The sequence below is a fragment of the Gordonia oryzae genome, from assembly GCF_003797185.1.
GTDB classification, from domain to species: domain Bacteria; phylum Actinomycetota; class Actinomycetes; order Mycobacteriales; family Mycobacteriaceae; genus Gordonia; species Gordonia oryzae.
The window spans coordinates 1-26,592 of sequence record NZ_RKMH01000002.1 but is presented as its reverse complement, the minus strand read 5'-3'; the positions used below and the strand labels follow the sequence as shown (position 1 = coordinate 26,592).

The following is a 26,592-nucleotide window of genomic DNA, read 5'->3' as shown; positions in this document are numbered from 1 at the left end:
CCGCCCACCCCCGCACGACGGGCTGGTCAGTCCGGCGCATCGTCGAGCAGCGCCGTGGCCACCGCGGCGATACCCTCGCCCCGTCCGGTCATGCCGAGCCCGTCGGTGGTGGTCGCCGACACCGACACCGGTGCGCCGAGCGCGGCCGAGAGCACCTGTTGCGCCTCGGCGCGGCGCGGGCCGATCTTGGGACGATTGCCGATGACCTGCACGGCACCGTTGACGACGCGCAATCCTGCCTGCGACACCAGTGCGGCGACATGGGTGAGCATCTGCACTCCGGACACGCCCTCCCACTCGGGGCGGCCCGTCCCGAACACGGAGCCGACATCGCCGAGTCCGGCCGCCGAGAGCACCGCGTCACACAGCGCGTGGGCGCCGACGTCACCGTCGGAGTGGCCCTCGCAGCCGGCGTCGTCGGGAAAATGCAGCCCCACCATCCAGCACGGTGCGCCCGACTCCACGCGATGGGCATCGGAGCCGATTCCGACCCTCATGTGACGACCTCTCCGGAGTCCAGGATCTGACGGATGACCCGCAGGTCCCAAGGGGTGGTGATCTTCATGGCCATCGGGTGGCCGTCGACGACACACACCGGGATCCCGATACGCTCGGCCAGACCGGCGTCGTCGGTGGCCAGGCCCTCGTCGTCGGCGTGTGCGGCGATGAGCGCCTCGCGGGTGAAGCCCTGCGGGGTTTGGATCGCGCGAAGCAGATCTCGATCAACAGTCGTGGTGACCTGTGCGAGACCGGCGCCGATCTGCTCGACGTGCTTGAGCGTGTCGGCGACCGGAATCCCCGGGATCACCGCACGATGCCCGGAGCGGATCGCATCGATGACTCGACGGAACACGCTCACCGGGGTGAGCGGACGGGCCGCATCGTGCACCAGGATGATCCCGGCAGCGCCGGCCGCGGCGAGTCCGGCCCGCACCGAGGTGGAACGATGGGCGCCGCCGGCGACCACACTCACCTGTGAGGGAAGAAGAAGCCGTGCTCGAGCGACGAGGTCAGCGGGAACGACGACGACCACACGAGCGTTGAGATCGAGAACCTGATCGACACACCTTTCGAGTATGGTGCGCCCGCGCAAATCAACGAAAGCCTTCGGAATCGGCTCACCGAGCCGTGTTCCCGAACCTGCGGCCGGGATGATCACGCAGACCTGCGAACTCACATGGCCGTCCGGGGCCGACGCGACCGGCCCGGGTTGTTCGGTCACAGCAGACGACGTCTACGACGCCGCGGCGAGAACCTCGTCGAGAATGCTGGTGGCCTTCTCGTCGTCGGTGTTCTGAGCAAGCGAGAGCTCGTCGACGAGGACGCGACGAGCGCGGGTCAGCATGCGCTTCTCGCCTGCCGACAGTCCACGATCCTGTTCACGACGCCACAGGTCACGGACGATCTCGGCGACCTTGATGATGTCACCGGAGATGAGCTTTTCTTGGTTGGCCTTGAACCGGCGAGCCCAGTTGGTGGGTTCCTCGGTGTGCGGGGCGCGCAAAACCTGGAAAACCTGATCGAGCCCCTCCTCGCCGACGACGTCACGCACGCCGACGTACTCGAGCTTGGATGAGGGAATCTGGACGGTCATGTCACCATCGGCCACCTTGAGAACCAGGTATTCGATCTGTTCGCCCTTGATGGTCCGAATCACGATGTCTTCGACCCGAGCAGCACCGTGATGGGGATAGACAACGGTGTCGCCAACTTTGAAATTCAATGTTCCGTGCCCCTTTCGAGTATGGCCAGTCTAACACGGGCGCCCCGGACGGCCCACACAACGGCGCAGGTCAAGGCCATGATGGCGGTCCGTCCTCGGCGTTTGGGCAGGTGAGGCACCACCCCTTGGCAACCACCTCACGTCTGCGCAACCATGGCGCCCACAGCCGCACTCACGTCCGGTTGCCGGGTCCGCTCCTGCGGTGCGCTCGCCACGACACGGGTCAATCTGGCACCCCGCCGGGATTTTGTGACGCGCTCCCACTACGCTGCGTAGTGCAGCGTTCGTTCACTGCGTTTATGCGTTCGACTACCTGGGAGGAACGGGTGTCCGTGCCAACTCGACTTCGGCGACGACCTTCGACTGCACGACGCTTGGCGTCGATGACCGCCCTCGCGGCCGCGGGAGTCGCGATTGCACTGGGCACCACCGGTTGTGGTGCGGGACAGATCGCGCAGACCTCCAACATGCTGCCTGGGGTCAACGGTGGAGAGGCCACCGCGACCTGGGACAAGGTCGAAATCCGCAACCTCCAGGTGGTCTACCCGGCCGATCAGGCCGACACCGTGTTCGACAAGGGCGGACCGTTCGAGCTCTCGTTCACCATCGCCAACAGCAGCCCGACCAAGACCTACAAACTGACGAAGATCGCAGTATCCCAACAGGGCGCCCCGTCGTCGGCGACGGTGACCATCACCGGCGACACGGCCATCGCACCCGGACAGGCCGTGCGCGCAGGAAACCCGGCAAACGTCCGGCCGGACGGCTCGACGCCAAGCGCCTCCGGCGAGTCGCAGAGCAGTGGGGCCTCGAGCACTGCACAGTCCGGCAGCACTGCACAGTCCGGCAGCACGGAGTCCAGCGCGACCACGACCAGCAGCACAGCCCGCCCGACTTCGGCCCTACTCGGCGAGTCGGCGATGATGGCCGAGCTCGACGGCGCCGGCAAGTCGGTCGCGCCGGGACTGACCACCGAACTCACCTTCTACTTCCAGGTGCAAGACGGCAACGGCAACTGGATCGACGCGGGCACCATCAAGGCCAACGCCTCGGTCGACGCGACCACCCTGCAGACCAGAGTCGATCAGCCGCGCGGCGGCCAGGAGACCGAAGGCGAAGGCGGGCACTGACACTCGTGCCCCGGCAAGAGAAGTACCGGGGCAACGGTTGCAGACGGATTCGCGGGCCGCACCTTTCAAAGGGTGCGGCCCGCGGTCGTTTTTGCGCGCGACATTCGACGCAATCTGGAATCGCCTTCGACCGACACCCGTGGCCGATCCCGCCCGCCAACTTGGATCCGAAACGCCGCCGCTGTCGTCATATCACCGATGGACTGTGCGACTCGACGACACCGCGGCCTGACCTGCTCTGTGCCGCAGCCGGATTCCTACCCCCGACCCTCGGGGAGCGCCCCTGTAGTTGGAGAACTCCATCGAAAATCTCACCCGCTGTCCGAGGTGGTCGCGCCTGGGCCTGGATGCCCATCGGCGCACCGGGTCTCGGGCGGTAAGCCGGCATCGCCCTGCGGCGACTTGCGCCCTCCCCCGACAGCACAGAGGTGTGAGCCGCGAGCGGCGAACCTCGAGACGGTGAGAATGTAGGTAGGGCTTGACCGGGTGTTCTGACTTACCTCGAGACTGACCCCGAATTGGGTGTCTTCAAGTGGACCTGTCGGCATTCGGTGAAGCCCGAACATACACCTGGAATCGTGATGACCGGGCCGGGTGAGGTTCACCTGCACCGGTGTTGGGTTCGTCCCGTGATACCTCAGCGGAACGGTCTTCGGATACGCGGAATCAGATCCCCGTCGACGGTGACCGTGAACGGCAGGATTCCTGGATCCTCCTGTGACACTTCGGCGAAGACCTACATCTGTGCGTCGACGAACAGCGCCGACGACGCGGAGCCCAGATCGCCGGGAATCGCGGCGGCGATGTGCTCGCAGACGATCCCATTCGCGGCGCCGGAGCCACCAACCGTCGCCGGTGAACTCTGGGCTTTCACCGCACCGTCGATCCTCGAACCCATGTCGGCGAAGCCGAATGCGCCGACATGGGTAGGTTGATCGTGACCACCACGACGTCACGCTGCGCAGCCATCTGGGTGCCGTCGTAGAGCGGTTGACTGGCCGGATCCGAATAGTAGGCACCACATACCTACACGATCACTGGTCGCGGCGACTCGGCGCCGGCCACCGGGGCCCACACGTTCAGGAACCGGTAGTCCTCGTCCATGATCGGATCGCCGCCCAGACCGATCGCGGGGTGACGCGCCTGCGCACACTCCGCACCGACCCGGTCCGCGTCGGCGACACCTGCGTGCGGAGTTGCCGAACGCGATCGGCGCCAGCGATTCTCACCCACGGCTGGTGCGGCGTACCAGACGCCCTTGCACACGTGAATCCAGTGGTCGCGAACACCGCGATAAGCACTCGAGGTCGTCTCCACCACCGGAGACCAGGAGCCACCGTCGGCTCGGGTGTCGCTCATGCTCAGGCCTCACGCTCGATCGGGCAGGACATACACCGTGGCCCGCCTCGACCACGCCCGAGTTCCGAGCCCGACATGGCTATGACCTGAATGCCGTTGTCGCCCAGGAATTTGTTGGTGGTGACATTGCGTTCGTACCCGACCACGACACCCGGCGACACGGTCAAGAAGTTGTTGCCGTCGTCCCACTGCGCCCGAGCCGCCTCCAGCCGATCGATCGGCGCCTTGAGGACCCGCAGCGCATCCACCCCCAGCGACTCGGCCACCACGGCGAACAGGTCGGCGTTCTCGGTCACGGTGAAGTGTCCCTGGTCGTTTCGCGGCACCAGGGTGTATGAGCGCAACGTATCCGGCAGATAGGGATAGACACTGAACGCGTCGCGATCGACCTGGGTCATGGCGGTGTCGAGATGCATGAACGCCCGCTCCATCGGCAGCTCGACGACGATGATCTTGTCAACGGCCCCCGCCGTGAACAGGCTTTCGGCGAGCACCTCGATACCCTGCGGGGCGGTGCGTTCGCTCATACCGATCATCACCGTGCGGTTACCGATGACGAGAATGTCGCCGCCCTCGATGGTGGCCGGTGTGTGCCGCATCGGATCGTGGCCGTTGTAGAAGGCGAACTGCTCAGCGGTGAACATCGGATGGAAGTTGTAGATCAGCCGGGAGTTGATGGTCTCGCGTTGCCGTGCCGGTCTGGCCATGGGATTGAGATTGACCCCGGCGTATATCCATGCCGAATTGTCGCGCTGGAAAAGGTGATTGGGCAGCGGGGCGAGGAGGAAGCCGTCGTCGTCGAGGCTGTGGAGCAGCAGGCTCGACACACCACCGAGGTGTGGCGCGGCCTCCCTCTTGAGCAGGCCGCCGATCAACAACTCGGCCAACTGATCTGGTGCGCGCTCGTCGAGCAACTCCTGCAGCGGTCCGTCGAGTTCGGTCCCGAACTGGGTTTCGGTGATCAGCTCGGCCGCCAGCTCGTCGCGCGCACCATCCTGGGCCAGTGCCTCGGCGAGGAGATCCTGGTAGAGATGCACCGTCACCCCGAGGTCGCGCAGGATCTGCTGGAACTGCTCGTGCTCCTCCATCGCCTTCTCGGCCCACATCACGTCGTCGAACAGCAGACCCTTGACATTGTCGGGCGTGAGACGCAACAACTCGATCCCCGGCTTGTGCAGAATGACCTGGGCCAGCAGCCCCACTTCGGAATCGACGTGGAAACTCATACGCGAACTCTAATCGCGCACACAGGCCGGCGCGGGACGATGACACCTCGACGAGACCGGCCAGCGCCCACCCACGACCGACGGCTCGTCCGACGCTCACACCGGACGGGCCCGCATGAGTTGGCACACACGTAGCGACTTAGGATTCTCTTTCGATCCGTTGACGACCCCCGATTGGAGATCGCGGACCGCGAGCACCCCAACGGCTACCGCATCTGACGATCTCGGAGGCGAACCCATCCCGGCGGCGACCGCCGGGATAAGGTGACGCCGTGAAGCTGCTCGTAAGCGCCCTTGCGGCGTTACTCCTGGTCTCGGGCGCTGGCGTCGCCGTCGCCGACTCCGGACCGGTGTACGTCGCCCTCGGCGACTCCCGAGCCGCCGGACCGACGTGGACGTCGGTGCTGTCGGGCGACAACTGCGGGCGCACGCCGGACGCGTACCCCGCCAAGGTCGCCGCCGAACTCGGCGTGTCGTACCGGTCCGTCGCGTGTGTCGGCGCGACGACTGACGACGTCCTGCACGGGCAGCGAGCCCTCGCGATCCGGCCCGTCCCACCACAGGTCGATGCGTTGTCGCCCGACACCGCACTGGTCACGCTGTCGATCGGCGGAAACGACATCAAGTGGACCAATCTGATCGCGCCATGCTTCCCACTGGTGGGCGGTGACGGCAAGTGCCGGGAGAACTCGGCCATGCAGAAGGCGATCGCCACCCAGCTGGGCGCGCTACCAGCGGAAGTCGACCGTGTCCTCACCGAGGTGCGCCGCCGCTCACCCCATGCCCGCATAGTGGTCGTCGGCCACGGCGGCTACTACGGGACGCACGGCTGCGCCCCGGACGCAAACATGAGCGCGGCTGACGCACCTACCGTGGCCGACTTCTTCGCCCGATTCAACAACGTCCTCCGCGAATCGGCCGACCGGGCAGGCGCCGAGTACGTCGATATCGCCGGGCCGGCGCGAGGACACGATGTATGCGCGGGCGCGCAGAAGTGGTTCCTCGGAGATTTCCCCCGCGGGAATACTCAGACGCGCCACCCGACGCCGCTCGGCTCCGAGAACATGGCCCGCCTGATCGTCGAAAAGTTGCGCCGACCTCGCTCGTGAGCGGACCGGAACCGCACCGGGTGATCCGTCGCGCCCTTCTGCCATGCGCTGACGATGCCGCCAGATCCGCCGGCCCCGCTGCCGGCCGCCGCTCCGATTCGACCTTTATGCTGGTCAAACGGCCTAAATCTTGGAGCCCCCTGTCAGGATTGAACTGACGACCGCTCGCTTACAAGGCGAGTGCTCTACCACTGAGCTAAGGAGGCATGCTTGCGCGAGTATATCCGCCGTACCGCCCGCCGCCTCATCGGCACCAGCCAGGCCACCATCGACACCATCGAACCCGGCTCCATCATGGTGGCGCCCCGTCGACCGATCGATCGGTTCGACGTCGGGGCCATCACCGAGGTGCTCGACCTGGCGACCAAGATCGGCGCGGTGCTGCTCGACTCGGGGACGGGCGCGATCGACACCGGCAGCCAAATCCAGTTCGTCGCGAGCGTCTTCGGCATCGAAGACGTCGACGTCGACGTCACCTACAACACCATCGTCGTCAGCGCCCGACGCGGCGCGACGTTGCCGCCCATCACGACGATGGAGACCGTCCAGTACCGCTCGCTGGACTTCACCCGACTCGCCCAGGTCGACAAGCTCATTCGTCGCATCCGGGATTCGGCGATCACTCCGGCCACCGCGCACCGGATGGTCGACGCCATCATCGCCGCCCCGCACCCCTACCCGTACAAGGTCGCGACTCTCGCATGGGCGCTGATGGCCGCAGGCATCAGCGTGCTACTCGGCGGCGGTCCGCTGATCGCCATACTGGCGTTCGTGACGACCGGGGTCACCGTGACGATCAACCGGCTGCTCAATCGCATCGGGACGCCGATCTTCTTCCAACAGGTGACCGGCGGCTTCGTCGCGGTGGTGCCGGCGGCACTGGTCTTCGAGGCCGGTGAGAAACTGGGATTGGAGATCATGCCCTCCCAAGTGATCGCGGCGGGCATCGTGGTACTGCTGTCGGGGCTGTCGCTGGTGGGCTCGGTGCAGGACGCCATCACCGGCGCACCGATCACCGGTGTCGCTCGCTTCTTCGAGTTGTTGTTGATGACCGGCGGCATTATCGCCGGCGTCGGTATGGCATTGCGGATGCTGGCCGCCACGGGCATTTACCTGCCCACCATCACCACCACCACACAGTTCGCCGCCGTCGACCTGCCCGCACGGGTGGCCGCAGGCGCCTTCGCCGCATTCGCGTTCGCGCTCGCCTGCTACGCCGAACGGCGGGCGTTACCGGTCGCTTTCGTTTCCGGTGTCATTGGTGTCGGCGTGGCCGCGGGTGCCTCGTTCATCCCGGTCGGTGACGTCATCGGGTCCGGGCTGGCCGCGGTCTGCGTCGGCATGCTCGGCGGTCTGCTCGCCCGCCGCGCACTTACCCCACCACTGGTTGTCGCCGTCGCCGGCATCACGCCCCTGCTGCCGGGACTCGCCGTCTACCGGGGCCTGTACGGTTTGCTCAATGAACAGACACTCGACGGGCTCACCTGGGCGGGCAGCGCCCTCGGCGTGGGCTGCGCACTGGCCGCCGGTGTGACGCTGGGCGAGTTCATCGCCCGCACCCTACGCCGGCCACGGATCACCCGGCCCGAATGGGCACACCGTCGCCGCTTGCGCCGACGCCGCCGGATCGAGTGGTGACCGCGAAGCCCTCAGCGGGTGACCGGGTACCATCAGAGGTCGCACGCACCTCACACCGGGTGCGCCGACCACGACATCCGACGACCGCGGTGCCCCATCAGGGGCCACGACCGAGGGGACATGATGGCAGCAGCCAAGACCACCGACATCGCCGACGAAGACCTGGAGCCGGTGGCCGACGAGACTGCGAGTTCCGCGCGACGCGTCGTCGCCGCCTACGCGACAGACGCAGACGAGTGCCGGATGCTGCTGTCGATGTTGGGGATCGCACCGGGCGAGAACGCCTGACCCGTGACCCCGGAAAGCCGAGCGGTACCCGAGTCCGGTGCGGAGTTCGTCGTGGTGGCCAACCGGCTGCCCGTCGACAAGTCGGTCGACACCGACGGCAAGGTCACCTGGAAGCGCAGCCCCGGCGGTCTGGTCACCGCTCTCGAACCCATCCTCCGCTCGCACACCGGCGCCTGGGTGGGGTGGTCGGGCATCGCCGACTCCGACGAGAACCCTGATGTCGAGGGCATCGGCATCCAGGCGGTGCCCTTGTCGACGAGGGAGATCGCCGAATACTACGAAGGCTTCTCCAACGCCACCCTATGGCCGCTGTACCACGACGTCATCGTCAAACCCGAGTATCACCGCGAGTGGTGGAACACCTACGTCGAGGTGAACCGACGCTTCGCCGAGGCCGCCTCGAAGGCCGCCGCCGAGGGTGCGGTCGTGTGGGTACAGGACTACCAACTGCAGCTCGTCCCGAAAATGCTGCGCATGCTGCGCCCCGACCTCAAGATCGGGTTCTTCCTGCACATCCCCTTCCCGCCGGTCGAGTTGTTCATGCAGCTGCCCTGGCGAACCGAGATCGTCGAGGGGCTCCTCGGTGCCGACCTCATCGGCTTCCACCTCCCCGGCGGCGCCCAGAACTTCCTCTATCTCGCACGACGCCTCGCCGGTCAGGCCACCAGCAAGGGCACCGTCGGTGTGCGGGCGCGGTTCGGTGTGGTGCAGGTCGGTTTCCGCACGGTACGGGTCGGGGCTTTTCCGATTTCCATCGATTCCGGCGAGCTCGACGCGAAGGCGCGATCCAAGGAGATCCGCAAACGCGCCGCCGAGATCCGCAAAGAGCTCGGCAACCCGAAGACGATCATGCTCGGCGTCGACCGGCTCGATTACACCAAGGGCATCGATGTCCGGCTACGAGCGCTCCAGGAGTTGCTGGAGGAGAAGCGGATCGACGCCGCCGACACCGTCATGGTCCAGCTGGCGACACCTAGTCGCGAACGCGTGGAAAGCTACATCCAGATGCGGGCCGGAATCGAACAGCTGGTCGGCAACATCAACGGTCGGTACGGCGAAGTCGCCCGGCCGGTCGTGCAGTATTTGCACCGACCCGTGCCTCGTGACGACCTCATCGCATTCTTCGCTGCCGCCGACGTCATGCTCGTGACGCCTCTGCGTGACGGAATGAACTTGGTCGCCAAGGAGTACGTGGCGTGCCGCAACGACCTCGGCGGCGCCTTGGTGCTCAGCGAGTTCACCGGCGCCGCAGCCGAATTGCGGACTGCATATCAGGCCAACCCGTATGACCTCGACGGCGTCAAGGACGCGATCGTCGCCGCCGTCGAGCAGGCACCGGAAGAGGGCCGCCGCCGCATGCGGGCCCTTCGTAGACAGGTTCTGGCACACGATGTCGGCAAGTGGGCGGCAAGTTTCCTCGGCACCCTGGCCGATACGACCGAGACCGAGGTATCGGCGAACCGCGGTGTGCGCCTGCTGGATTCCGAATCCAACGAGGTTGGGTCAGTCGATTCTGCGTCCATCGAGTCTGCGTCCATCGAGTCTGCGTCCATCGAGTCTGGGGCCGACGAGTCGGCCGACCGGCGATGAGCGCCGAGGGCATCCCCGCACCACTGTCGGACGCGCTGCTGCGGGCGAGCACTGTGGACCGGCTGCTGCTCGCGTCGGACTACGACGGCTGTATCGCTCCCATCGTCTCCCGGCCGCAGGACGCGGTCGGTCTGCCCGAATCGATCGAAGCGCTACGGGCCGCCGCCCGACTCGACCGCACCGCGGTTGCCGTGGTGAGCGGCCGGGCGCTGTCGGATCTCGCCGCGCTGTCCGGTCTCACCAACGACCCGATCACCCTAGTTGGCAGCCACGGCAGCGAATTCGACACCGGCTTCGGCCAGCCCGTCACCGCCGCGCAGCAGCAGCTCCTCGACCGGATCATCGACGACTTCGAGTCCATCGCAGCAGAATTCGACGGTGTCACGGTGGAGGTCAAACCGGTCAGCACCACCCTGCACGTCCGCAACGCGACCCCCGCCGACGCCGCGGCCGCCCTCGACCGCGCTCGTCTCGGCCCGGCTCGGTGGGACGGGATCGAGACCACCGAAGGCAAGGCGGTCATCGAGCTCGCCGTCATCGAGACCAGCAAGGGCCGCGCGCTCGACCTCTTGCGCGACCGCACCGGCGCCGACGTCGTCATCTATCTCGGTGACGACGTCACCGACGAGAAGGCCTTCGCCCATCTGCGCCACGACCACGACATCAGCATCAAGGTCGGCCCCGGTGACACCGCCGCGCAGTATCGCATCGGCGATCCGGCGGATGTGGCCGCCGTCCTTGAATTCGTCGCCGCTCATCGCCGCGAGGCGCTCGGCTGACCTGACCGCGGCCCGGTCGACTGGTAGGGATCACGACACCGCAGGCTCGTCGGCCACCGGATCGGTGACCGGATCACGCTTGGCCGACTGCCGGATCACGCGTAGGGCAAAGCCGAGTGTGCGTGCCACCGGTTGCCGGACGTCGATGGGAGACAGCGGCGCGCCGCCCATCACCTGGTTGACGCGATTACACATGGCCGACAGCCACTCAGCGGGGTCAGTTCTGGTTCTCGAATCCCGACAGCGGATTTCAGATCGGGTACATCAGTGCGCGCGCGCCGCTCAGCCGATGCTGATGCGGCCCGTTCCGTCGTCGATGGGCAGATCACCGCGCACCACCGCGGTCACCTGATACGAGTCGAGGTTGATCGAACCCCCGTGGTTGTCGAGGAATGCGGTGTCGGCGGCGTCCCGACCCGTCGAGATGCGCACCAGCCCCTGGCGTGGCGCGAGCCGCGTGGCATCGACCACCACCCAGACGCCGTCGATGAGTGCCTCGGCAACCGCGTGGAAGTCCATCGGGTCGCAGCCCGGTGCGTACACGGCGACCAACCGGGCCGGGATGTTCAACGCACGCAGCAACGCCACCACGAGATGCGCGTAGTCGCGGCAGACGCCCGCACCGGCCAGCAGCGTGTCGGCGGCGCCGTCGATGGGGTCACTCGCACCCGGGATGTAATCGAGCCGATCCTCCACGAACGCCGTCACCTGGTTGAGAAGTTCACCCTTCGGCAAGGAACTGTCGAACTGGCCGGCGGCGAATCCGAAGAACTTGTCAGCCTCGGCATATCGGCTAGGGCGCAAGTAGATCGAATGATCAGTGACGGCGACCTGGGCCGGATCGGCAGGCGTGGTCACCTCGGCACGATAGTCGACGTCGAGCCGACCGGACTCCACTGACAGCCGGTGGATGCGGCCGCCGTGGTTGTCCACGATCTCCTCCACCGACACCGGCTTCCCGTCGAGGGTCACCTGGAGGGTTTCGTCGAGCGACAGCCCAGGCATGCGGGCCACCGCGATCTGCATCTCAATCTCGGTCGGCGCGGTGACGGAGATCGACATGGTCGCGGCAACGTCGCGAGAGGGGATCGTCATACCTGTCACGGTAGGGCAAAACGCCGGACTCTGCGTCGCAAGCGCCGCTGCGCTACGGTCGGGCGCGGCAGTGGGTCATCGCGGCAACCGGGTCGGCGTAGATCACGCTGAGTGCCACCACGATTGCCGCACTCTCCTGAACCGACAACCCGAACCGCGACGTCGTGAGTTCCAGCGGCCAACCGATCCTGGATGCGGCGTCGAAGGCCGCTTGCACCGGACCGAGCCCCTGCCGATGCGCAGCGAACGCATCACCGGCGACGATCACCTCATCGGGATTGACCGCGTCGCGGAAGACAGCGACCACCTCCCCGAGGATGCGGGCGCGTTCGTCGGTGATCGCCGACGAGTCCGGTGACACGCCGAGGCGCTGCGCGGCGCGGCGTGCGACGTCGACACCGATCACGTCCTGCAGAGTGGCCGCACCCCCGCACAGCGTCGGAGCGTCGACACCGATATGGGCGATCGTGCCGGCCCCGCGGTCGGGGACCACCACCTGCCCACCGACGGTCACGGCCATGCCCGTGGTTTCGCGCGCGTAGAAGAAAAGTCCGGTATTCGCGCTTCTGCGAGCCGAACTCAGCAACAGTTCGGCTGCGGCCATGGCCTGCACATGCTCGCACACCGACACCGGCACGCCGAGTGCCTCGGCGAGTCGCGCTCCGACGGGGACGTTGCGCCAGCCGAGGACGGGATGATCGACCACACCGCCGGCGCGTTCGACGCGCCCGCCGAGCGCGACCCCGCCCCACAGCAGGCGGCGCCCGGAGAATCGGTCGGCGAGTTCCCGCAAGGCGTGGCAGAGTTCGGCCGCCGACGCATGCGGATCGTTGTGCGGGGTGAGTACGGCGTGGCTATAGAGGGTGCGTCCACCGAGGTCGGCGATGGCCAGCAGGGTCCGTCGGGCACCGATGTGCATCCCCGCAACGCAGAGGCGGTCGCGGTCGAGGGTCAGGGGATGCTTGGGCCGACCGATGCTGCCGGCATGAACGAGGTCGCGGCGTTCGACGACGAAACCCAGTTCGATCAGCGCGGTCACCTGGCGGTTGATGGTGGCCGGGGACAATCCGGTCTCGGCGGCAAGGGTGTCGCGGGTGATGGGCGCACCAACCCGGATGCGCTGCAACACCTGCGCCGCGGGGGTCGTCCCGACACCGAGTGTCGCCGGGATGACCGTGTGCATGACTGGAGAATCTAGCATCGCCGTCGACAGGCGCACCCCGATCGGCGGCGAAACCCGGGCCGGGATTCAGTGCCGGTCCCGCAGCGCAGGCCCCACCCCGCTCGGCACGTAAACTCACGATCATGAGTGAGTCCACCGCCGCCGAGGTCACCCCCGTCGCCGTCGTCACCGGCGCGAGTTCCGGAATCGGCGCGGCCACCGCCCGCGCCCTGGCATCACAGGGCTTCCAGGTGGTCCTCGGCGCTCGCCGGGTCGATCGGGTTCAGGCGCTGGCCGCCGAGATCGGTGGCACCGGAATGCAACTCGACGTCACCGACGAGGAGTCGGTGGCCCGATTCGTTGACGGCCTGGACTCGGTGCACGTGCTCGTCAACAACGCCGGCGGCGCGAAGGGCCTCGATCCGGTGGCCACCGCCAACCTCGACGACTGGCGCTGGATGTGGGAGACCAATGTTCTGGGGACGCTGCGGATGACCAGGGCACTACTCCCGGCGCTCGAGGCCTCCGGCGACGGACTGATCGTCACCATCACCTCGGTCGCCGCGCTGGAGGCCTACGACAACGGCGCCGGCTACACCTCGGCGAAGCATGCTCAGGGCGTGCTGCATCGGACGCTTCGCTACGAACTGCTCGGCAGGCCGATCAGGCTCACCGAGATCGCGCCCGGCATGGTCGACACCGACTTCTCGCTGGTGCGTTTCGACGGCGATAAGGAACGCGCTGACGCCGTCTACCAAGGCCTGACTCCGCTGACCGCCGACGATGTCGCCGAGGTCATCGGCTTCGTCGCCTCCCGGCCGCCGCACGTGAATCTCGATCAGATCGTGCTCAAACCGCGCGATCAGGCCTCGGCGCGGCGCAACATCAAGACCGGTTAGGCGGCGGGGTGCGTCGCGACGCGACTGCCAGGTGAGTTCCGGTTCGCTGTCGACGCGCAAAGAAATTGATCGTGTTTCTCAGCGAGCACGACCTGGTGGGCGGGTTCTCGATCGAGGTAGCCGAGCTGGTCCATGAGTGCGTGGACGACTGCTTTACGCAATTCCAGGTGGACGCTCTGGTCAACCGACCTGGCCGACCTCAGCAAGTGAGTTCGAAGTGTGATCGACCCTTCTCGACAAAGTGGTCACCCGTGGATCGGTACACGAGCCCAGAACGCCTGGCCAGCACAGAGTCGTCATCGATAACGAGCGCTCGAGGCGAGCATCCTGCAATGCGCTCACCGGCACGGACGCACAGGAGCTGGCGGCGTGCGAAGCACGCTAGTTCGGAGCGCTCACCGACGAGGGGGCACTACTCGGGGTCGCGGGTACCGACGCCGACTGCGGGGTGCCCTTGATCGCCGACATCGACTTCCAGGTGTTCCAGTCGTAGGTCCAGTCGAAGATGTCGCCGTCGGCCTCGGACAGATCGATCCGGGTGCCGGTCACCTCGACGGGGTCACCGTAGATCGCGGTGGCGAAGTACTGCTGCGCGTTGTCCAGCGACAGGTTGATGCAGCCGTTCGTCACATTCGACGAACCCTGCACGCCAACGGTTTCGGGGTTGGCGTGGATGAACTCGCCGTTGTTGGAGATGCGCACCGCCCAGCGTTCGTGGACGTTGAAGTACCCAGCGGCCGGGTTGGACATGTAGAAGTCCTCGTACTTCTCGCTGACCACGTGGATACCCGAGCGGGTCACGTTGCGGTCGACGTCGCCTTCGCCGTAGCTGCACGGCAGGGTCATCAGTGTCGATCCGTCACGGACCACCACGATCTGGTGGCTCGGCGCGTCGGCCTTGACGATCTGCGATCGGCCGACGGTGTAGTCGCTGGTGACGTCGGCGGCACCGTAGGCCCCGTCACCGTGATCGAGCCCGTACAGCTTGGCCGACATGTGAATCTTGGTGCCCGGGGTGAGGTACTCCTTGGAGCGCCAGTGCACGCGTGAACCGTTGTCCTCGCCGAGCCAGGCCCAACTGCCCTCCGCGGGGGGTGTGGTGGTCAGGGTCAGTGCGCGCTCGACGGCTTCCTTGTCGTCGACGGTCCCGTCGAACTTGAGGATCAGCGGCGCGGCGATGCCGACTTCCTGCCCGTCTGCGATGTTCACGACGACGTTGAGTTGTTGCTTGGGATCGAGGGTGGTGAACGATCCCTTGACCGGCACCGTCAGTCGATCCTGTCCGACGGCACTGCCCTGCCAGGTGTAGGTGGTGCCGTAGCCGAGTACCTCGTTGACGGTGAAGGTGGTGCGATCGTCGGAGAGCGTGCCGGCGACCGCCTTGCCGCTGGCGTTGACCAGCTTGACGTCAGGGTTCAGGGTGCCGCCGGACGCCTTGACCTCGACCGTGGCGGTCGGGTTGGGTGCGGCGGGGTCATCGAGCGCAGGCGTGTAGGTGACCTTGACGGTCGGCTGCTTCGACTTCTGTGCGGAGGTGGTGTCGTCGGATCGTCCACAGGCGGCGGCCACGAGGCCCGCGGTGGCAATGCCCGCCGCCGCGAGAACGGTGCGTCGGCTGGGTGTCGGCTGCGTGTTCATGTCGGGTCCAGGGTACCGAGACCAGCTGATGAACGGCTCTCTGTCTGCTGCGACCAGGTCACGACAGCGATGCCGCCGACGCCGGCGACCCACGCAGATGGGCGCGTTCACCGTCGTGGTCGAAGATCGAGAGGACCTCGGCGGGCCCGTCGTCGGGGCCCAACGAATGCGGAATCGTGCATGCGAACTCGGCGGCGTGGCCTGCGGGAATGATGATCGTCCGCTCGCCGAGCCGGAGCCGGATCGTGCCGCTGAGCACCGTGAACCACTCGTGTCCGGGGTGCACCCGCAGCGTGCGGGCAGCGTCCCGAACCGATTCGTCGAGCCGCATCTTTGCCACGGTCACACCGGCCGGGGCGTTGTCACGTGACAAAGGCCACACCGTGATGCCCTCGGTGGTGTGCGGTTCGGGACGGATCACCACGTCGGCGTCGCCGACCGGCTCGACCAGGACGTCGAGTGAGGTGCCCAGCGCGCGGGCGATCGGGACGAGCTGGTCGAGCGCGACCCGCCGATGCCCGGTCTCGATCCGGCTGAGCGTCGACGGACTCAGGTGACAGCGGTGTGCCAGCGAATCCAAGGTCCACCCCTTGGCCACGCGCATCGCGCGGATGCGCTGACGGACCACCGCATCAATTTCTTGCTCCATGAGCAAGAGGATATGCCCCTTGCGCATAAGCTCGCTAGCCTCGCCATCATGGCCAGCTCACACGGACCAGAACATCGACACCACGGACGTCACTCTCATCGGACACATGATCATGACGGCACCGACATCGGCGCTCTGCTCGAACTCGACGCCGCGGTCACCGGCACCTACCTCGCCGAGGCGATCTCCCTCATCCACACCGAGGCCGCCCGGCCCATCGAGGTCATCGTCGATGCCGGCGCCGGAACCGGGGTCGGCACCCGAGCCCTCGCAGCGGCCTTCGGTGACGCCGAGATCGTCGCCATCGACGGCTCCCCCGAGATGACCGCACGCATCGACGCCGCCGGACCGGCCACCGTGCGGACGGTGACCGCCGACCTCGACGCCGGCTGGCCGGCGAGCGTCGGGGCCGCCGACGTCGTGTGGGCGTCGGCGTCGCTGCATCACATCGCCGACCCCGCTGCGTTCCTGCGCACCACACGGAGCCATCTGCGGCCGGGCGGCGTGCTGGCGGTCATCGAGATGCCGCATCAGCCCCGATTCTTGCAGGCCGAACCGCACCACTCCGACCTCAGTGACCGGATCGAGGAGCTCATGCGAACCAAGGGCGCCAACAGCTTTCCCGATTGGACCGACACAATCACCGCCGCCGGATTCGAGATGCGCAGACGGCACACCGTGAGAATCGACATTCTCGAACCCACCGAACTCACCCGCACTTACGCGCAGGAATGGCTCTCCCGGGTGCGCACCGGATTCACCGACGACCTCACCGACACCGACGCGGCCATCCTCGACGAGTTACTCGGCGACGGACCCACCTCCCTGCGCCACCGCCCAGACCTGCCCGTACGGGCCGCCCGCACGATCTGGATCGCGACCGTGCCCGCATCGACCACCGACACGAACCAGGAGATCTCATGACCACCACGGCAACCGAGACCATCGACGTGGCCATCATCGGCGGCGGCGCAGCCGGGCTATCGGCCGCGGTCACCCTCGCGCGATCGCTGCGCACGGTCGTCGTCATCGACGCCGGCGCACCCCGCAACGCACCCGCCGCCGGTGCGCACAACCTCCTCGGCCGGGAGGGCATCGCCCCGACCGAACTGCTGCGCGCCGGACGCGCGGAGGCCGTCGGATACGGCGCGATCATCCGCGACGGCACTGCGACCTCCGTGGCACGATCAGAAACCCAGGGCGACAACACTTTCGAGGTGACCAGCACCGGCGGACCGACCGTCGTCGCCCGCCGCCTGCTGATCGCGACCGGACTCGTCGACGAACTCCCCCACATTGCCGGGCTCGCCGAACTCTGGGGCCGCGACGTGCTCCACTGCCCGTTCTGTCACGGCTACGAGGTGCGTGGTCGGCGGGTCGGCGTCCTCGGCACCGGGCCGATGGCCATGCACCAGGCAATGCTGTTCTCGCAGTTGACCTCTCACATCATCCTTATCGATCACGGCATGCCACCACTCACCCCGGAACAGCGGTTGCAGGCCAAGGCTCGCGGGGTCGAGATCATCGGCGGACCGGTCGCGCGGGTCGACGCCGACGCCGACAACCGTTTGCGCGCAGTGCTGTTCGACGACGGACGCGAGCTGGAGCTCGATGCACTCGTCGTCGCGCCACGAATGCGCGCCCGAGCCGAGATCTACACCTCGCTCGGCGGCACACTCGAGGACAACCCGATGGGCAGCATCATCCCCGCCGACCGGACCGGACGAACCCCGATCGACGGAGTCTGGGCGGCAGGCAATTGCATGGATCCTGTCGCGATGGTCGGGGCCTCGGCGGCGGCCGGGGTACAGTGCGGCGCGATGATCAACGCCGACCTCATCGAGGAGGACACCCGGCGGGCGATCGAGAGCCGGGCGGCCGGCTGAGCACTGGTCTCAGCTGACCGGCATGATCATCTGAACACCTCGGTCAACCGAACACCTCGGTCAACCGAACACCACGGTCAACCGAACACCACGGTCAACTGAACACCACAGTCTTGCGGCCGTGCACCAGCACACGGTCCTCGAGATGCCATCGCAGACCCCGTGCCAGGACCAGGGTCTCGATGTCGCGGCCCTGCCGGACCATGTCGCGCACGCTGTCGGAATGATCGATCCGGGTGACGTCCTGTTCGATGATCGGGCCGGCGTCAAGGTCGGCGGTCACGTAGTGGCAGGTCGCGCCGATCAGTTTGACGCCGCGGGCGAATGCCTGGTGGTACGGCCGGGCACCGATGAAGCTGGGCAAGAAGCTGTGGTGGATGTTGATCGCGCGCCCGGCCCACGCCTCGCACAGTTCGGGGGGCAGGATCTGCATGAAACGTGCGAGCACCACCGCGTCGGGGGTATGGCTGTCGACGATCTCCTCAACCCGATCGAACGCTGCTCGTTTGGCGCGCGCACCGGACTTCCCGTCGGGTCCGGTGAAGCGCACGTGATGAAACGGCACGCCGAAGCGTTCGGTCAGTTCGCCGAGGTCGGGATGATTGCCGATGACCGCGGACACCGTCGCCGGCAGTTCACCACGGTCGGCCCGACCGAGTAGGTCGGTGAGGCAATGGCTTTCCTTGCTGACGAGCAGTACCACCGACTTCTCCTCGCCTGTGTCGGTGACCTTCCACTCGGTCTGCGGTCCCCATTCGGCTGCGATGTCGGCGAATCGGGCCCGCACCTCGTCGAGGGGGATCGTCACCGTGTCGGCGCGGACGGCCTGCCTGGTGAAGAACCATCCGGAGTCCTCGTCGGAGTGGTAGGCGGCCTCGGTGATCCAACCGCCGATCTCGGCGAGGAAGCTCGAGATCCGCGCGACGATCCCGGTCTGGTCGGGGCAGCCGAGGGTGAGCACGTAGCGACGGTCGGCACCCGAGTCGTCGGTGGTGGGTACCGCGGTGGCGAGGACTGAGCTGGATGGGACAGCGGTGGCGGGGGTGGTCACGGGACTTCAGTGTGCCAAGCTCGTCTGTGTGACGATCACCGACCTACGCCGAGCCGATGTCGCGGCCCTCGTCGACCACACCCTACTCAAGCCGGAGGCCACCCGCGCCGACGCCGAGGCCACCATCGCCGAGGCCGCGGAGCTCGGTGTCTACGCGGTCTGCCTGTCGCCGTCGATGCTGCCGATCGACACCGGCGCCCAGAAGTCCTGTGTGGTTGTCGGCTTCCCGTCGGGTAAGCACCATTCGCTGGTCAAGGCTGCCGAAGCACGCCTGGCCGTGGACTCCGGTGCCGACGAGATCGACATGGTCATCGACGTCGGCGCCGCGGTGGAACAACGATTCGATGAAGTCTTCGCCGACGTGCTCACCGTGCGTGAGGCCGTCGGCGACGAGACGGTCCTCAAGGTGATCGTCGAATCGGCGGCGCTGCTCGACCTCGCCGACGAGGACACCCTGGCCGAGGTCTGCGCGCACGCTGCCCGCGCCGGGGCGAGTTTCGTCAAGACCTCGACCGGGTTCCATCCGGCCGGCGGCGCGAGTGTGCGGGCAGTGGAGATCATGCGGGCCGCCGTTCCTCGGCGCGTCGGGGTGAAGGCGTCCGGCGGAATCCGCGATGCCCGCTTCGCTGCCGAACTCATCGCTGCCGGCGCCACCCGACTCGGCTTGTCGGGCAGCCGTGCGGTGCTGGAAGGCTTCGCCGAATAGCGATCGGCCGTCTCGGGTTCAGGCCAAAGAGAACACCCGGAGAAGGATCACCCCGGAAAGAGTTGGGCGCATGGGTGATTCGCGGTCAGAACCCACCAAAATCACCGCCACCGAAATCACCACCACCAAAATCACCGCCACCGAAATCACCGCCACCCACGTCGCCCCCAGCGTCGCCGCCATCCATGTCGCCCCCGCCTCCACCGCCGTAATACCCGGCATCGAGGGCTCCGGCATCCGTGCCGTCGCCGATACCGTTCTCGAAGGCGGTCGCGTCGTAGTTGACCCCGGCCATGCCGGAGAACAGTGCCGAGAACAGCAACATCGAGCCGACACCCCACGCTCCGGCGACGAGCGCCGGCTTCCACCACGGTTCGGAGTACCAGCCGGCCGGTACCGGCCGGCCGGCGACCCGGCCACCTGGGTAGTAGTTCGGGGTGGTCGGCGACGGCGCCGGCGAGGCCTGCACGGTGCGTCCTTCGAAGTCGATCTCACGGTTCTCGGTGACCTCGCCAGCACTTTTCCGGCCGTCAAGTTCGGGGATCGCCGGTCCGGGGTCCATGCCCATCGCGGTCCGCGCGGCGCGGATGTAGTACAAGCCCTCGATGGCGGTCTGCTTGGCCAGTCGTGCCTGCGCGGGGCTGGTCGCCTGGTCGATCTGTGAACCGGCGGCGGTGTGCCGTTCGGCAGCGTCGGCGAGCGCCTGCTTGGCCGCGGGCGAGTCACCGACCAGCATGTACACCTGACCGCCGAGCCGTTCGATGGCCTGTCGGGCATCGGCCTTCGCATCGTCGAGGGTGCGGGCGGTGTTGGCACCGGAGCGCCGCTGCATGACCACCACCACCCCCACGACGAGCAGAATGACGACGGCGATCAGGAGCAGCTGGCCCACGGATTCCTCCGGAACGGGGTCGGAAAGTCGGACATCTCCCAGCGTACCTGCGAGGTGGTGTGGTCCATCCGGCTCAGAGGATCGAGCAGGTCGGCGCCGAACCCGAGCTCGAGGTCGATGCGGCCGCCGACCCGAGATTCACGTTGCTGCCGGTGACGGCGAAGTCGACGCCCTGGTCGGTGACCTTCAGGGAGGTGACCTTGATTTCCTTGGTGAGTTCACCGAAGAGGCTGTCGCCGAAGCCGTCGACGAACTGCTGGGCGAAGTCGGCGGGAATCCCGAAGACGAAGGCGCTGGCCTGCTCCACCTGGAAGCGCACCTTGCCCTGGTTGAGGACCGGCTTCATGGTGAGGCTGACCGGCACCGGGAAGATCGCGACCTGTACCGCGGCGTCCACCTTGATCGTGCCGTCGGCAGCGTTGCCGGTGACCGAACTGACCTGGGTACTGCCCAAGATCCCGGAGCCCTCGATTCCGGAGCCCTCGGTTCCGATGCCGCCGTTGGTGGTGCCTCCGTTGGTCCCGCTGTTGTCGGTCGAGCCACCGGAGAGTTGCCCCTGCTTGCTCAGCTCGATCACCCGCTGGAACGGGACGTACCCGGTGCCGGCGAGCGAATCGACCTTGACCGTGTTCCCGTCCTGGCTGACCCCATCGGCCCGCACGTGCAGTTGCATCTGCGTCGAATTGGAGTCGCTGGTGTCCACCTGGACGTAGGGGTAATCGTTCGAGAACTTCTGCAGCAGAATGGGTTTCTTGCTGATCGACACGTTGGTGGGCTGACCGGTCAGCGCGCCGAACTGTTTCTCCAGGCAATCGGTCGCCCGGCTGCGCAAGAAGAGTTCGGTGCCGACGAGCGCGATGATGATCACCAACACCAGCCCGACCGCGCCGAGCGCGATGAACTTTCCCTTGCCGCGTTTCGTCGGCGCCGTCGTGACCACGCCGTCGCCGGTCGGAGGAGCCGCATGCACACCCGTTCCCGGATCCCCTTCGCCCATCGGGTTCTCCCCGGTGGTGAACTGCGCGGTCTGCGGGTGAGCCGCGGGTGGTGGCGGCGTCACCGGGGTCGTGGTGGCGTCGGAGATCTGCGAGTAGGCGCGCGCGTGGCGGGAGGTGGTGGTCGGCTCCCACTGCTCGGTGTCGGGGGCGGGATTCTCTCCCGCACCCTGCTGGGCCGGAGTCTGCGCTGCTGAAGTCGGCTCCGCCGGAGTCTGATCGGCCGGTACTTGCTCGGCCGGCAAGTCCCCTCCCGCGGAGTGGTCGCGCGGCGCGTTCTCCCGACCGACCTGCTTGGTGGCATCCGGATCCTCGGGACCACGAGGGGTCTGCGGATCGTCGGTCGTGTCGTCGGCCATGCACTCCGTCCTAGGGGCGTCGGTCTTGCGTGATCACAGTTCGTACGCGACGGGCGTCGGTTCGATTCGGAATTCCCGCTGGTTGGCGAGGACTGCGAGTTGCTCGCGAGCCTTGGCGACAACACCCAGGTCGAGGTCGTGTACACCCAGCCGTTGCTCCCCCGTGTACGACGCGACCACGCTACCGAAGGGATCTGAGATTTGGCTATGTCCTACGCCGGTCGGCGCTTTCGACGCGCGGAGCTCGTCGTCGGCGGGTTCGGCCTGCCCGACGGCCACGACGTAGGACGTCGAGTCGAGGGCACGTGCGGTGGCCAGCGTCCGCCACTGCTCGACCTTGCCGCGCCCGGCACCCCAGGACGCGGGGACGACGATCACCTCGGCCCCTTCTCGGGCGAGTGCGGTGAACAGTGCCGGGAAGCGGATGTCGTAGCAGGTGGCCACACCGACGCGGACGCCGTCTACCGTCACGGTCCGCGCGACGTCTCCGGGTGCGACAGTGGCTGATTCCCGGAAGCCGAAGGCGTCGTACAGGTGGATCTTGTCGTAGCCGATGCGGGTGCCGTCGGGTGCTGCGACGAGCAGGGTGTTGGCGACCCGCCCGTCGTCGCCGGGGGTGAACATGCCCGCGATCACGGTCACCGAGTTCTCGCGCGCGATCTGCGAGACATCTGAGGCCCACGGCCCGTCGAGGGACTGGGCGACCGGGCCCAGCGGCACCCCGAACCGGCACATCGTCGCCTCGGGGAACACGACGAGAACGGCTCCGTCGGCGGCGGCTGCGGCTGTGTGTTCGGCGACCAGACGCAGATTGTCGTCCGGGTCGGTACCGGAGGTGATCTGGGCCATCGCGATGCGCATGTGGCCAAACTACCCGCGTGGTGCGACCGTCTCCCAGGGCACGGTCAACAGATTGTCGACCACGCGGCGGCGCGGAATCGCGACGTCGACGCCGGCCGCATACATCAGCGTGAGGGTCTGCGCCCACCGTGCGCGTGGGCCGAAGACCGTCTGACCGGCGGCGTTGTCCCAGCAGCGGTCGGCGGTGACGAGCAACTCGTGGATACGCTCACCCGAGACGTTGCGATGGATGAGCGCCTTGGGGAGCCGTTCGGCGAGGTCCGAGGGTCTGCCGGTGTGCGCCGGCGACCAGCTCAGGGTCAGGCTGCGCGGCCCGTCGGCATCGAGCAGTACCCATGCGCATCGACGGCCGATCTCGTCACAGGTGCCCTCGACGATCAGCCCGCCGGGAGCCAGTTGCGTCATCATTTGCGACCACGCAGGGGCCACCTCGTGCTCGTCGTACTGTCGCAGAACGTTGAAGGCGCGGACCAGTTGGGGCCGCACCCCGGCGAGCTCGAAACCGCCGAGCGCGAATCGCACGCCGTCGACCGGGGCGACGATGCGGTCGGGATCGATCTCAAGGCCGATCATCTGCAAGTCGGGTGCAATGGGCCGAAGTCGCCGGGCCATCTCGACACAGGTGTCGGGCCGTGCGCCGTATCCGAGATCCACGACGATCGGTCGCGCAACGGCCGACAGCGCCGCGACGATCGACGGTTCGTGCGCCATCCACCGGTCGACGCGGCGCAGACGGTTGATGTTGGTGGTACCCCGGGTCACCCGACCGTGAGGTCTCGGGGTGGGTGTCACGCGGTCAGAGGTTCTTGTCGATCCAGTCCTTGGAGTACTCGGCCTCAGCGCGGAACAAATCCACCAGGTTGACCAGCATGAGCTGCTCGAGTTTGCCGTTGACAAACGGGATGAAGACCTTGACCTCAGTGGTCTTGCGGATCGTGCAGCCGGTCTCGGTGGGGAACAGTTCCTGCCAGCCCTGCAAATTGCCGGGGCCCGCGGGGATCGACGCGGTGTAGTTGCCCTTGGTGTTGTCCGGGTCGAACGGCCCGAATGATTCCTCGCGGGTGATCACCATGTCCTTCATCAGGACGGTCTGGGCGATCGGGGGCAACTGATCGCGGCCGATGTGCTGTTTGAGCACCACTTTCAGGCCGGTGTCATCGGACCGGAAATCCTCCACCTCGCAGTGCGGCGAAATCATCTGGAAGCCCGCCATCATGTCATCCCAATACTGTCGGGTGCTCTGAGCTTCGTAGAGCTTCTCCACGGGATGCGCATAGCGTGCGGAGTAGCTGAGACGTCGTGCCATAACGGCCAGGTTACGTCAGCGGTGATCGGCCTCCCAAGTCACCGTCTTCTCCCGTTCGTTGTCGAGCAGGTTCACCAGTTGTTCGATGACTGCGCTCTCGATCTTGCCGCCGACAAAGGGAATCCCCACCTTGGCGGTGCCCGTGTATTCGGCGCCGGCCGGGTCACCGGAGACCACCAGAGCGCCCTCGACGTCGGCTGGGGCGCCCGACACCGAGGCGTGCATCGTGCCGTTGACCGCGTCCTTCGCCCGGGTGAAAGTCATCGTGCGTGGGATCTCGAGGTCGCCGGGACGCACCTTGGTGACCACCGTCGGCAGCCTATCCTCGGGCACCCCCTGGAGCATCGCCACGGTTACCGTGGTGCCATCCGACGAGAAGGACTCGAGCCTGCCGTGGCTGGAGTTGGTGGCCTCAAGCAGGTCGTGCCAATACTGCTCGGTCGACACGATCTCCCAGTACCGGTCGGCAGAGAACGGATAGGACACCGAGTGCTGCAGCGGGCTCGCCATGGGATGAAAGATTACTCGACGCCACCGACGTCGGCTGTCGTGCGCCGCCTCGGGTTACCGTTGGCCCCGTGACCGAGACTTCGCTGCAGCCCGGAGTGCCGCTGGCCGGCCTGACCACCCTGCGGGTCGGCGGCCCGGCGCGGGCACTGCTGCGCTGTCAGGACACCCGATCGGTCGTCGAGGAGATCCTCGCCGCCGACGCCACCTCCGAGCCGGTCTTGGTCATGGGTGGCGGATCGAACCTCGTCATCGCCGACGCGGGCTTCGGCGGAACCGCGATCCGCATCGAGAGCAGCCGCATCGAATTCGGGACCGGCCGCGAATCGGGCCGGGCCCATGTCACCGCCGACGCCGGGGTCACCTGGGACGATCTGGTGGCCACGACGGTCGAGGCCGGTTTCGGTGGGCTGGAATGTCTCTCCGGGATTCCCGGATCGACCGGCGCGACGCCGGTACAGAATGTCGGCGCCTACGGCGTCGAAGTCGCCGACGTACTGCGCGAGGTCCAAGTACTCGACCGTCGTTCGGGGACCCTGCGGTGGGTGGCCCCGGGTGAACTCGGTCTCGCCTACCGCACGTCGCGACTCAAGCATCGCGACGAGATGGTCGTGGTTGCGGTGTCATTCTGGCTCAACGACCATCGCGCCAGTCAGCCACTGCGGTATCGCGAACTGTCCGCCGAGATGGGGGTCGAGCCGGGTGGCCGCGCCGACGCCTCGGCGGTCCGCGAGGCGGTCCTGGCGCTGCGTGCGGGCAAGGGCATGGTGCTCGATCCCGATGATCACGACACCTGGAGTGCCGGTTCATTTTTCACCAACCCGATCGTCGGGTCCGACGACGCACCGGCCATTCTCGACCGCATCGCCGCCCGGCTCGGTCCCGAAGTCGCCGTCCCCACCTATCCGGCACCGGATGGCGTCAAGTTCTCCGCGGGCTGGCTCATCGAGCGCGCCGGCTACGCCAAGGGCTACCCCGGCCCCCACTCCCCTGTGCGCCTGAGCACCAAACACACACTGGCCCTGACCAATCGGGGTGGCGCCTCCACCGAAGAACTCCTCTCGCTGGCCCGCGACGTGCGTGACGGCGTCGCCGACACCTTCGGTGTCACCCTGCACCCGGAGCCGGTCTTGGTGACCTGCGCGCTGTAGACCACGGGAGCCGGGCGAGGACTGTGGTTGCGCTGGTGGAGGTGCGACGCAGCGATAGCTCCGGTCTCGAGTCCTGGTGCCGAGGAGGGCTATCAGGGCCACGGGCACTCGAAATCCTCGACCAGCGGGTGGGGCTATCGCTATGGAGTTCTCACAACAGACGCGGCTCCGGTCCGGCCGGGTGCGGAAATCGGCGGCGGGACAGTGCGGGTCAGGGCGTGGTGTCGTGCGAGTCGCACGGACCGTTGGTGATACGAGGGCACGGGTCGGCGTTGCGAGTCGATGCTGGCGGGTGGGATCAGCCACGGATGCCGGTCGGTTCCAGGCGCTCTTCGACGAGACCTCGAGACCGCCCGCGCCAAAGCGCATTCCACCCACCGCAGCTGAAACCACCACCTCCGCTCGGCTTACCGCAATCCGACCGCCCGCAGCCCCTGCCCCACCGACGGCGTCGGGTCGGCGCCGAGGACGGCACCTAGGAGTTCGGCGTAGACGTCGCGGTAGTCCCTGTTGGCCTTAGCCTCGATCCACCGATCCGGCCTTCTGGAGCGTGGTGAATGGTGTTGAGCACCTTCGTTTGGGTGGTGGGCGTG

At 67.0% G+C, this 26,592-nt stretch carries 29 protein-coding genes, 1 tRNA gene and 2 pseudogenes; 11 read left to right on the top strand and 21 right to left on the bottom strand.

Annotated elements, in window-relative coordinates; all coding sequences use genetic code 11:
- Positions 1-26: 26 nt before the first annotated feature.
- From ispF to EF294_RS02050, 3 genes are read right to left on the bottom strand one after another with little or no spacing between them, the layout of a single operon-like run.
- Positions 27-497 (bottom strand): 2-C-methyl-D-erythritol 2,4-cyclodiphosphate synthase, encoded by a 471-nt coding sequence (gene ispF / locus EF294_RS02060; RefSeq protein WP_123925363.1) that lies wholly within the window; start codon positions 495-497, stop codon positions 27-29.
- A complete protein-coding gene (gene ispD, locus EF294_RS02055; RefSeq protein WP_123925362.1) occupies positions 494-1,222 on the bottom strand; it encodes a 2-C-methyl-D-erythritol 4-phosphate cytidylyltransferase in 729 nt (242 codons plus the stop codon). Before ispD ends, ispF begins: the two co-directional genes overlap by 4 nt.
- Before the next feature lie 12 nt (positions 1,223-1,234).
- The gene (locus EF294_RS02050; protein WP_006372593.1) at positions 1,235-1,723 is read right to left on the bottom strand and encodes a CarD family transcriptional regulator; all 489 of its coding nucleotides are present in this window, start codon (positions 1,721-1,723) and stop codon (positions 1,235-1,237) included.
- Between the two features lie 383 nt (positions 1,724-2,106).
- Between EF294_RS02050 and EF294_RS02045 the strand changes: the two genes are divergently transcribed.
- Positions 2,107-2,853 (top strand): hypothetical protein, encoded by a 747-nt coding sequence (locus EF294_RS02045; protein ID WP_123925361.1) that lies wholly within the window; start codon positions 2,107-2,109, stop codon positions 2,851-2,853.
- Between the two features lie 736 nt (positions 2,854-3,589).
- On the opposite strand, the gene EF294_RS21795 is transcribed toward EF294_RS02045, so the two are convergent.
- From EF294_RS21795 to EF294_RS02035, 3 genes are all read right to left on the bottom strand, one after another.
- On the bottom strand, positions 3,590-3,751 hold the full coding sequence (locus EF294_RS21795) for a hypothetical protein (RefSeq protein WP_246007625.1): 162 nt from the start codon (positions 3,749-3,751) through the stop codon (positions 3,590-3,592).
- A gap of 128 nt (positions 3,752-3,879) precedes the next feature.
- A complete protein-coding gene (locus EF294_RS21790; RefSeq protein WP_246007624.1) occupies positions 3,880-4,212 on the bottom strand; it encodes a carboxylesterase family protein in 333 nt (110 codons plus the stop codon).
- 2 nt (positions 4,213-4,214) lie between these two features.
- The gene (locus EF294_RS02035; protein WP_123925360.1) at positions 4,215-5,438 is read right to left on the bottom strand and encodes an arginine deiminase; all 1,224 of its coding nucleotides are present in this window, start codon (positions 5,436-5,438) and stop codon (positions 4,215-4,217) included.
- A gap of 272 nt (positions 5,439-5,710) precedes the next feature.
- Between EF294_RS02035 and EF294_RS02030 the strand changes: the two genes are divergently transcribed.
- Positions 5,711-6,547, top strand: a complete 837-nt coding sequence (locus EF294_RS02030) for an SGNH/GDSL hydrolase family protein (RefSeq protein WP_123925359.1) — start codon at positions 5,711-5,713, stop codon at positions 6,545-6,547.
- Positions 6,548-6,678: 131 nt separating this feature from the next.
- On the opposite strand, the gene EF294_RS02025 is transcribed toward EF294_RS02030, so the two are convergent.
- Positions 6,679-6,753: transfer RNA gene (locus EF294_RS02025), tRNA-Thr, on the bottom strand.
- 4 nt (positions 6,754-6,757) lie between these two features.
- Between EF294_RS02025 and EF294_RS02020 the strand changes: the two genes are divergently transcribed.
- From EF294_RS02020 to otsB, 4 genes are all read left to right on the top strand, one after another.
- Entirely contained in the window at positions 6,758-8,185 is a 1,428-nt protein-coding gene (locus EF294_RS02020) for a threonine/serine exporter family protein (protein WP_123925358.1), read from the top strand.
- Between the two features lie 120 nt (positions 8,186-8,305).
- Complete coding sequence (locus EF294_RS21275; protein ID WP_185090941.1) at positions 8,306-8,473, top strand: hypothetical protein; 168 nt, start codon at positions 8,306-8,308, stop codon at positions 8,471-8,473.
- A 3-nt stretch (positions 8,474-8,476) separates the two neighbouring features.
- On the top strand, positions 8,477-10,063 hold the full coding sequence (locus EF294_RS02015; protein WP_123925357.1) for an alpha,alpha-trehalose-phosphate synthase (UDP-forming): 1,587 nt from the start codon (positions 8,477-8,479) through the stop codon (positions 10,061-10,063).
- A complete protein-coding gene (gene otsB, locus EF294_RS02010; RefSeq protein WP_123925356.1) occupies positions 10,060-10,842 on the top strand; it encodes a trehalose-phosphatase in 783 nt (260 codons plus the stop codon). Before EF294_RS02015 ends, otsB begins: the two co-directional genes overlap by 4 nt.
- Before the next feature lie 30 nt (positions 10,843-10,872).
- Here the strand turns inward: otsB and EF294_RS21270 are convergent, their stop codons facing one another.
- From EF294_RS21270 to EF294_RS02000, 3 genes are all read right to left on the bottom strand, one after another.
- Positions 10,873-11,037, bottom strand: coding sequence for a hypothetical protein (locus EF294_RS21270; RefSeq protein ID WP_185090919.1), 165 nt, complete (start codon positions 11,035-11,037; stop codon positions 10,873-10,875).
- Positions 11,038-11,124: 87 nt separating this feature from the next.
- Positions 11,125-11,937 carry a transglutaminase-like domain-containing protein gene (locus EF294_RS02005; RefSeq protein ID WP_185090918.1) on the bottom strand — a complete coding sequence of 271 codons (813 nt, stop codon included), beginning with the start codon at positions 11,935-11,937 and terminating at the stop codon, positions 11,125-11,127.
- Between the two features lie 52 nt (positions 11,938-11,989).
- Positions 11,990-13,120 carry an ROK family transcriptional regulator gene (locus EF294_RS02000; protein ID WP_123925355.1) on the bottom strand — a complete coding sequence of 377 codons (1,131 nt, stop codon included), beginning with the start codon at positions 13,118-13,120 and terminating at the stop codon, positions 11,990-11,992.
- A 122-nt stretch (positions 13,121-13,242) separates the two neighbouring features.
- Here EF294_RS02000 and EF294_RS01995 point away from each other — a divergent pair, with 122 nt between their 5' ends.
- Entirely contained in the window at positions 13,243-13,998 is a 756-nt protein-coding gene (locus EF294_RS01995) for an SDR family NAD(P)-dependent oxidoreductase (protein ID WP_123925354.1), read from the top strand.
- A 381-nt stretch (positions 13,999-14,379) separates the two neighbouring features.
- On the opposite strand, the gene EF294_RS01990 is transcribed toward EF294_RS01995, so the two are convergent.
- Both EF294_RS01990 and EF294_RS01985 read right to left on the bottom strand, forming a co-directional pair.
- Entirely contained in the window at positions 14,380-15,636 is a 1,257-nt protein-coding gene (locus EF294_RS01990) for a L,D-transpeptidase (protein WP_123925353.1), read from the bottom strand.
- Between the two features lie 58 nt (positions 15,637-15,694).
- The gene (locus tag EF294_RS01985) at positions 15,695-16,285 is read right to left on the bottom strand and encodes a helix-turn-helix domain-containing protein (RefSeq protein ID WP_123925352.1); all 591 of its coding nucleotides are present in this window, start codon (positions 16,283-16,285) and stop codon (positions 15,695-15,697) included.
- A 48-nt stretch (positions 16,286-16,333) separates the two neighbouring features.
- Here EF294_RS01985 and EF294_RS01980 point away from each other — a divergent pair, with 48 nt between their 5' ends.
- Both EF294_RS01980 and EF294_RS01975 read left to right on the top strand, forming a co-directional pair.
- Positions 16,334-17,209, top strand: a complete 876-nt coding sequence (locus EF294_RS01980; protein ID WP_246007623.1) for a class I SAM-dependent methyltransferase — start codon at positions 16,334-16,336, stop codon at positions 17,207-17,209.
- Positions 17,206-18,171, top strand: coding sequence for an NAD(P)/FAD-dependent oxidoreductase (locus EF294_RS01975; RefSeq protein ID WP_123925350.1), 966 nt, complete (start codon positions 17,206-17,208; stop codon positions 18,169-18,171). Before EF294_RS01980 ends, EF294_RS01975 begins: the two co-directional genes overlap by 4 nt.
- 94 nt (positions 18,172-18,265) lie before the next feature.
- Here the strand turns inward: EF294_RS01975 and purU are convergent, their stop codons facing one another.
- Positions 18,266-19,222, bottom strand: coding sequence for a formyltetrahydrofolate deformylase (purU, locus tag EF294_RS01970; RefSeq protein WP_123925349.1), 957 nt, complete (start codon positions 19,220-19,222; stop codon positions 18,266-18,268).
- A gap of 28 nt (positions 19,223-19,250) precedes the next feature.
- Here purU and deoC point away from each other — a divergent pair, with 28 nt between their 5' ends.
- Positions 19,251-19,928 carry a deoxyribose-phosphate aldolase gene (deoC, locus tag EF294_RS01965; RefSeq protein WP_123925348.1) on the top strand — a complete coding sequence of 226 codons (678 nt, stop codon included), beginning with the start codon at positions 19,251-19,253 and terminating at the stop codon, positions 19,926-19,928.
- A gap of 85 nt (positions 19,929-20,013) precedes the next feature.
- On the opposite strand, the gene EF294_RS01960 is transcribed toward deoC, so the two are convergent.
- The 6 genes from EF294_RS01960 to EF294_RS01935 all read right to left on the bottom strand — a co-directional run bounded on the left by EF294_RS01960 (position 20,014) and on the right by EF294_RS01935 (position 24,851).
- Entirely contained in the window at positions 20,014-20,820 is an 807-nt protein-coding gene (locus EF294_RS01960; RefSeq protein WP_123925347.1) for a DUF1542 domain-containing protein, read from the bottom strand.
- A gap of 73 nt (positions 20,821-20,893) precedes the next feature.
- Positions 20,894-22,174: a hypothetical protein gene (locus EF294_RS01955; RefSeq protein WP_123925346.1), complete on the bottom strand. Its 1,281-nt coding sequence runs from the start codon at positions 22,172-22,174 to the stop codon at positions 20,894-20,896.
- Between the two features lie 33 nt (positions 22,175-22,207).
- Entirely contained in the window at positions 22,208-23,035 is an 828-nt protein-coding gene (locus EF294_RS01950) for a carbon-nitrogen hydrolase family protein (protein ID WP_123925345.1), read from the bottom strand.
- A gap of 9 nt (positions 23,036-23,044) precedes the next feature.
- Positions 23,045-23,797: a class I SAM-dependent methyltransferase gene (locus EF294_RS01945; protein ID WP_123925344.1), complete on the bottom strand. Its 753-nt coding sequence runs from the start codon at positions 23,795-23,797 to the stop codon at positions 23,045-23,047.
- Positions 23,798-23,831: 34 nt separating this feature from the next.
- Positions 23,832-24,341 carry a DUF2505 domain-containing protein gene (locus EF294_RS01940; RefSeq protein ID WP_123925343.1) on the bottom strand — a complete coding sequence of 170 codons (510 nt, stop codon included), beginning with the start codon at positions 24,339-24,341 and terminating at the stop codon, positions 23,832-23,834.
- Between the two features lie 15 nt (positions 24,342-24,356).
- Positions 24,357-24,851, bottom strand: a complete 495-nt coding sequence (locus tag EF294_RS01935; RefSeq protein ID WP_123925342.1) for a DUF2505 domain-containing protein — start codon at positions 24,849-24,851, stop codon at positions 24,357-24,359.
- A 68-nt stretch (positions 24,852-24,919) separates the two neighbouring features.
- Here EF294_RS01935 and EF294_RS01930 point away from each other — a divergent pair, with 68 nt between their 5' ends.
- The gene (locus EF294_RS01930) at positions 24,920-25,999 is read left to right on the top strand and encodes a UDP-N-acetylmuramate dehydrogenase (protein ID WP_123925341.1); all 1,080 of its coding nucleotides are present in this window, start codon (positions 24,920-24,922) and stop codon (positions 25,997-25,999) included.
- Positions 26,000-26,229: 230 nt separating this feature from the next.
- Here EF294_RS01930 and EF294_RS21785 read toward each other — a convergent pair.
- Positions 26,230-26,322 (bottom strand): annotated as a pseudogene (locus tag EF294_RS21785) (HNH endonuclease); the annotation flags it as partial.
- A gap of 84 nt (positions 26,323-26,406) precedes the next feature.
- Positions 26,407-26,592 (bottom strand): annotated as a pseudogene (locus tag EF294_RS21640) (hypothetical protein); the annotation flags it as partial.

Excerpts from the sequence above, each read along its gene's own strand:
- ispF (WP_123925363.1), bottom strand. The coding sequence starts at position 497 with ATGAGGGTCGGAATCGGCTCCGATGCCCATCGCGTGGAGTCGGGCGCA.
- EF294_RS02045 (WP_123925361.1), top strand. The coding sequence starts at position 2,107 with ATGACCGCCCTCGCGGCCGCGGGAGTCGCGATTGCACTGGGCACCACC.
- EF294_RS21795 (WP_246007625.1), bottom strand. The coding sequence starts at position 3,751 with ATGGGTTCGAGGATCGACGGTGCGGTGAAAGCCCAGAGTTCACCGGCG.
- EF294_RS21790 (WP_246007624.1), bottom strand. The coding sequence starts at position 4,212 with ATGAGCGACACCCGAGCCGACGGTGGCTCCTGGTCTCCGGTGGTGGAG.
- EF294_RS02035 (WP_123925360.1), bottom strand. The coding sequence starts at position 5,438 with ATGAGTTTCCACGTCGATTCCGAAGTGGGGCTGCTGGCCCAGGTCATT.
- EF294_RS21275 (WP_185090941.1), top strand. The coding sequence starts at position 8,306 with ATGATGGCAGCAGCCAAGACCACCGACATCGCCGACGAAGACCTGGAG.
- otsB (WP_123925356.1), top strand. The coding sequence starts at position 10,060 with ATGAGCGCCGAGGGCATCCCCGCACCACTGTCGGACGCGCTGCTGCGG.
- EF294_RS21270 (WP_185090919.1), bottom strand. The coding sequence starts at position 11,037 with ATGTGTAATCGCGTCAACCAGGTGATGGGCGGCGCGCCGCTGTCTCCC.
- EF294_RS02005 (WP_185090918.1), bottom strand. The coding sequence starts at position 11,937 with ATGACGATCCCCTCTCGCGACGTTGCCGCGACCATGTCGATCTCCGTC.
- EF294_RS02000 (WP_123925355.1), bottom strand. The coding sequence starts at position 13,120 with ATGCACACGGTCATCCCGGCGACACTCGGTGTCGGGACGACCCCCGCG.
- EF294_RS01995 (WP_123925354.1), top strand. The coding sequence starts at position 13,243 with ATGAGTGAGTCCACCGCCGCCGAGGTCACCCCCGTCGCCGTCGTCACC.
- EF294_RS01990 (WP_123925353.1), bottom strand. The coding sequence starts at position 15,636 with ATGAACACGCAGCCGACACCCAGCCGACGCACCGTTCTCGCGGCGGCG.
- EF294_RS01985 (WP_123925352.1), bottom strand. The coding sequence starts at position 16,285 with ATGGAGCAAGAAATTGATGCGGTGGTCCGTCAGCGCATCCGCGCGATG.
- EF294_RS01980 (WP_246007623.1), top strand. The coding sequence starts at position 16,334 with ATGGCCAGCTCACACGGACCAGAACATCGACACCACGGACGTCACTCT.
- EF294_RS01975 (WP_123925350.1), top strand. The coding sequence starts at position 17,206 with ATGACCACCACGGCAACCGAGACCATCGACGTGGCCATCATCGGCGGC.
- EF294_RS01955 (WP_123925346.1), bottom strand. The coding sequence starts at position 22,174 with ATGGCCGACGACACGACCGACGATCCGCAGACCCCTCGTGGTCCCGAG.
- EF294_RS01950 (WP_123925345.1), bottom strand. The coding sequence starts at position 23,035 with ATGCGCATCGCGATGGCCCAGATCACCTCCGGTACCGACCCGGACGAC.
- EF294_RS01940 (WP_123925343.1), bottom strand. The coding sequence starts at position 24,341 with ATGGCACGACGTCTCAGCTACTCCGCACGCTATGCGCATCCCGTGGAG.
- EF294_RS01935 (WP_123925342.1), bottom strand. The coding sequence starts at position 24,851 with ATGGCGAGCCCGCTGCAGCACTCGGTGTCCTATCCGTTCTCTGCCGAC.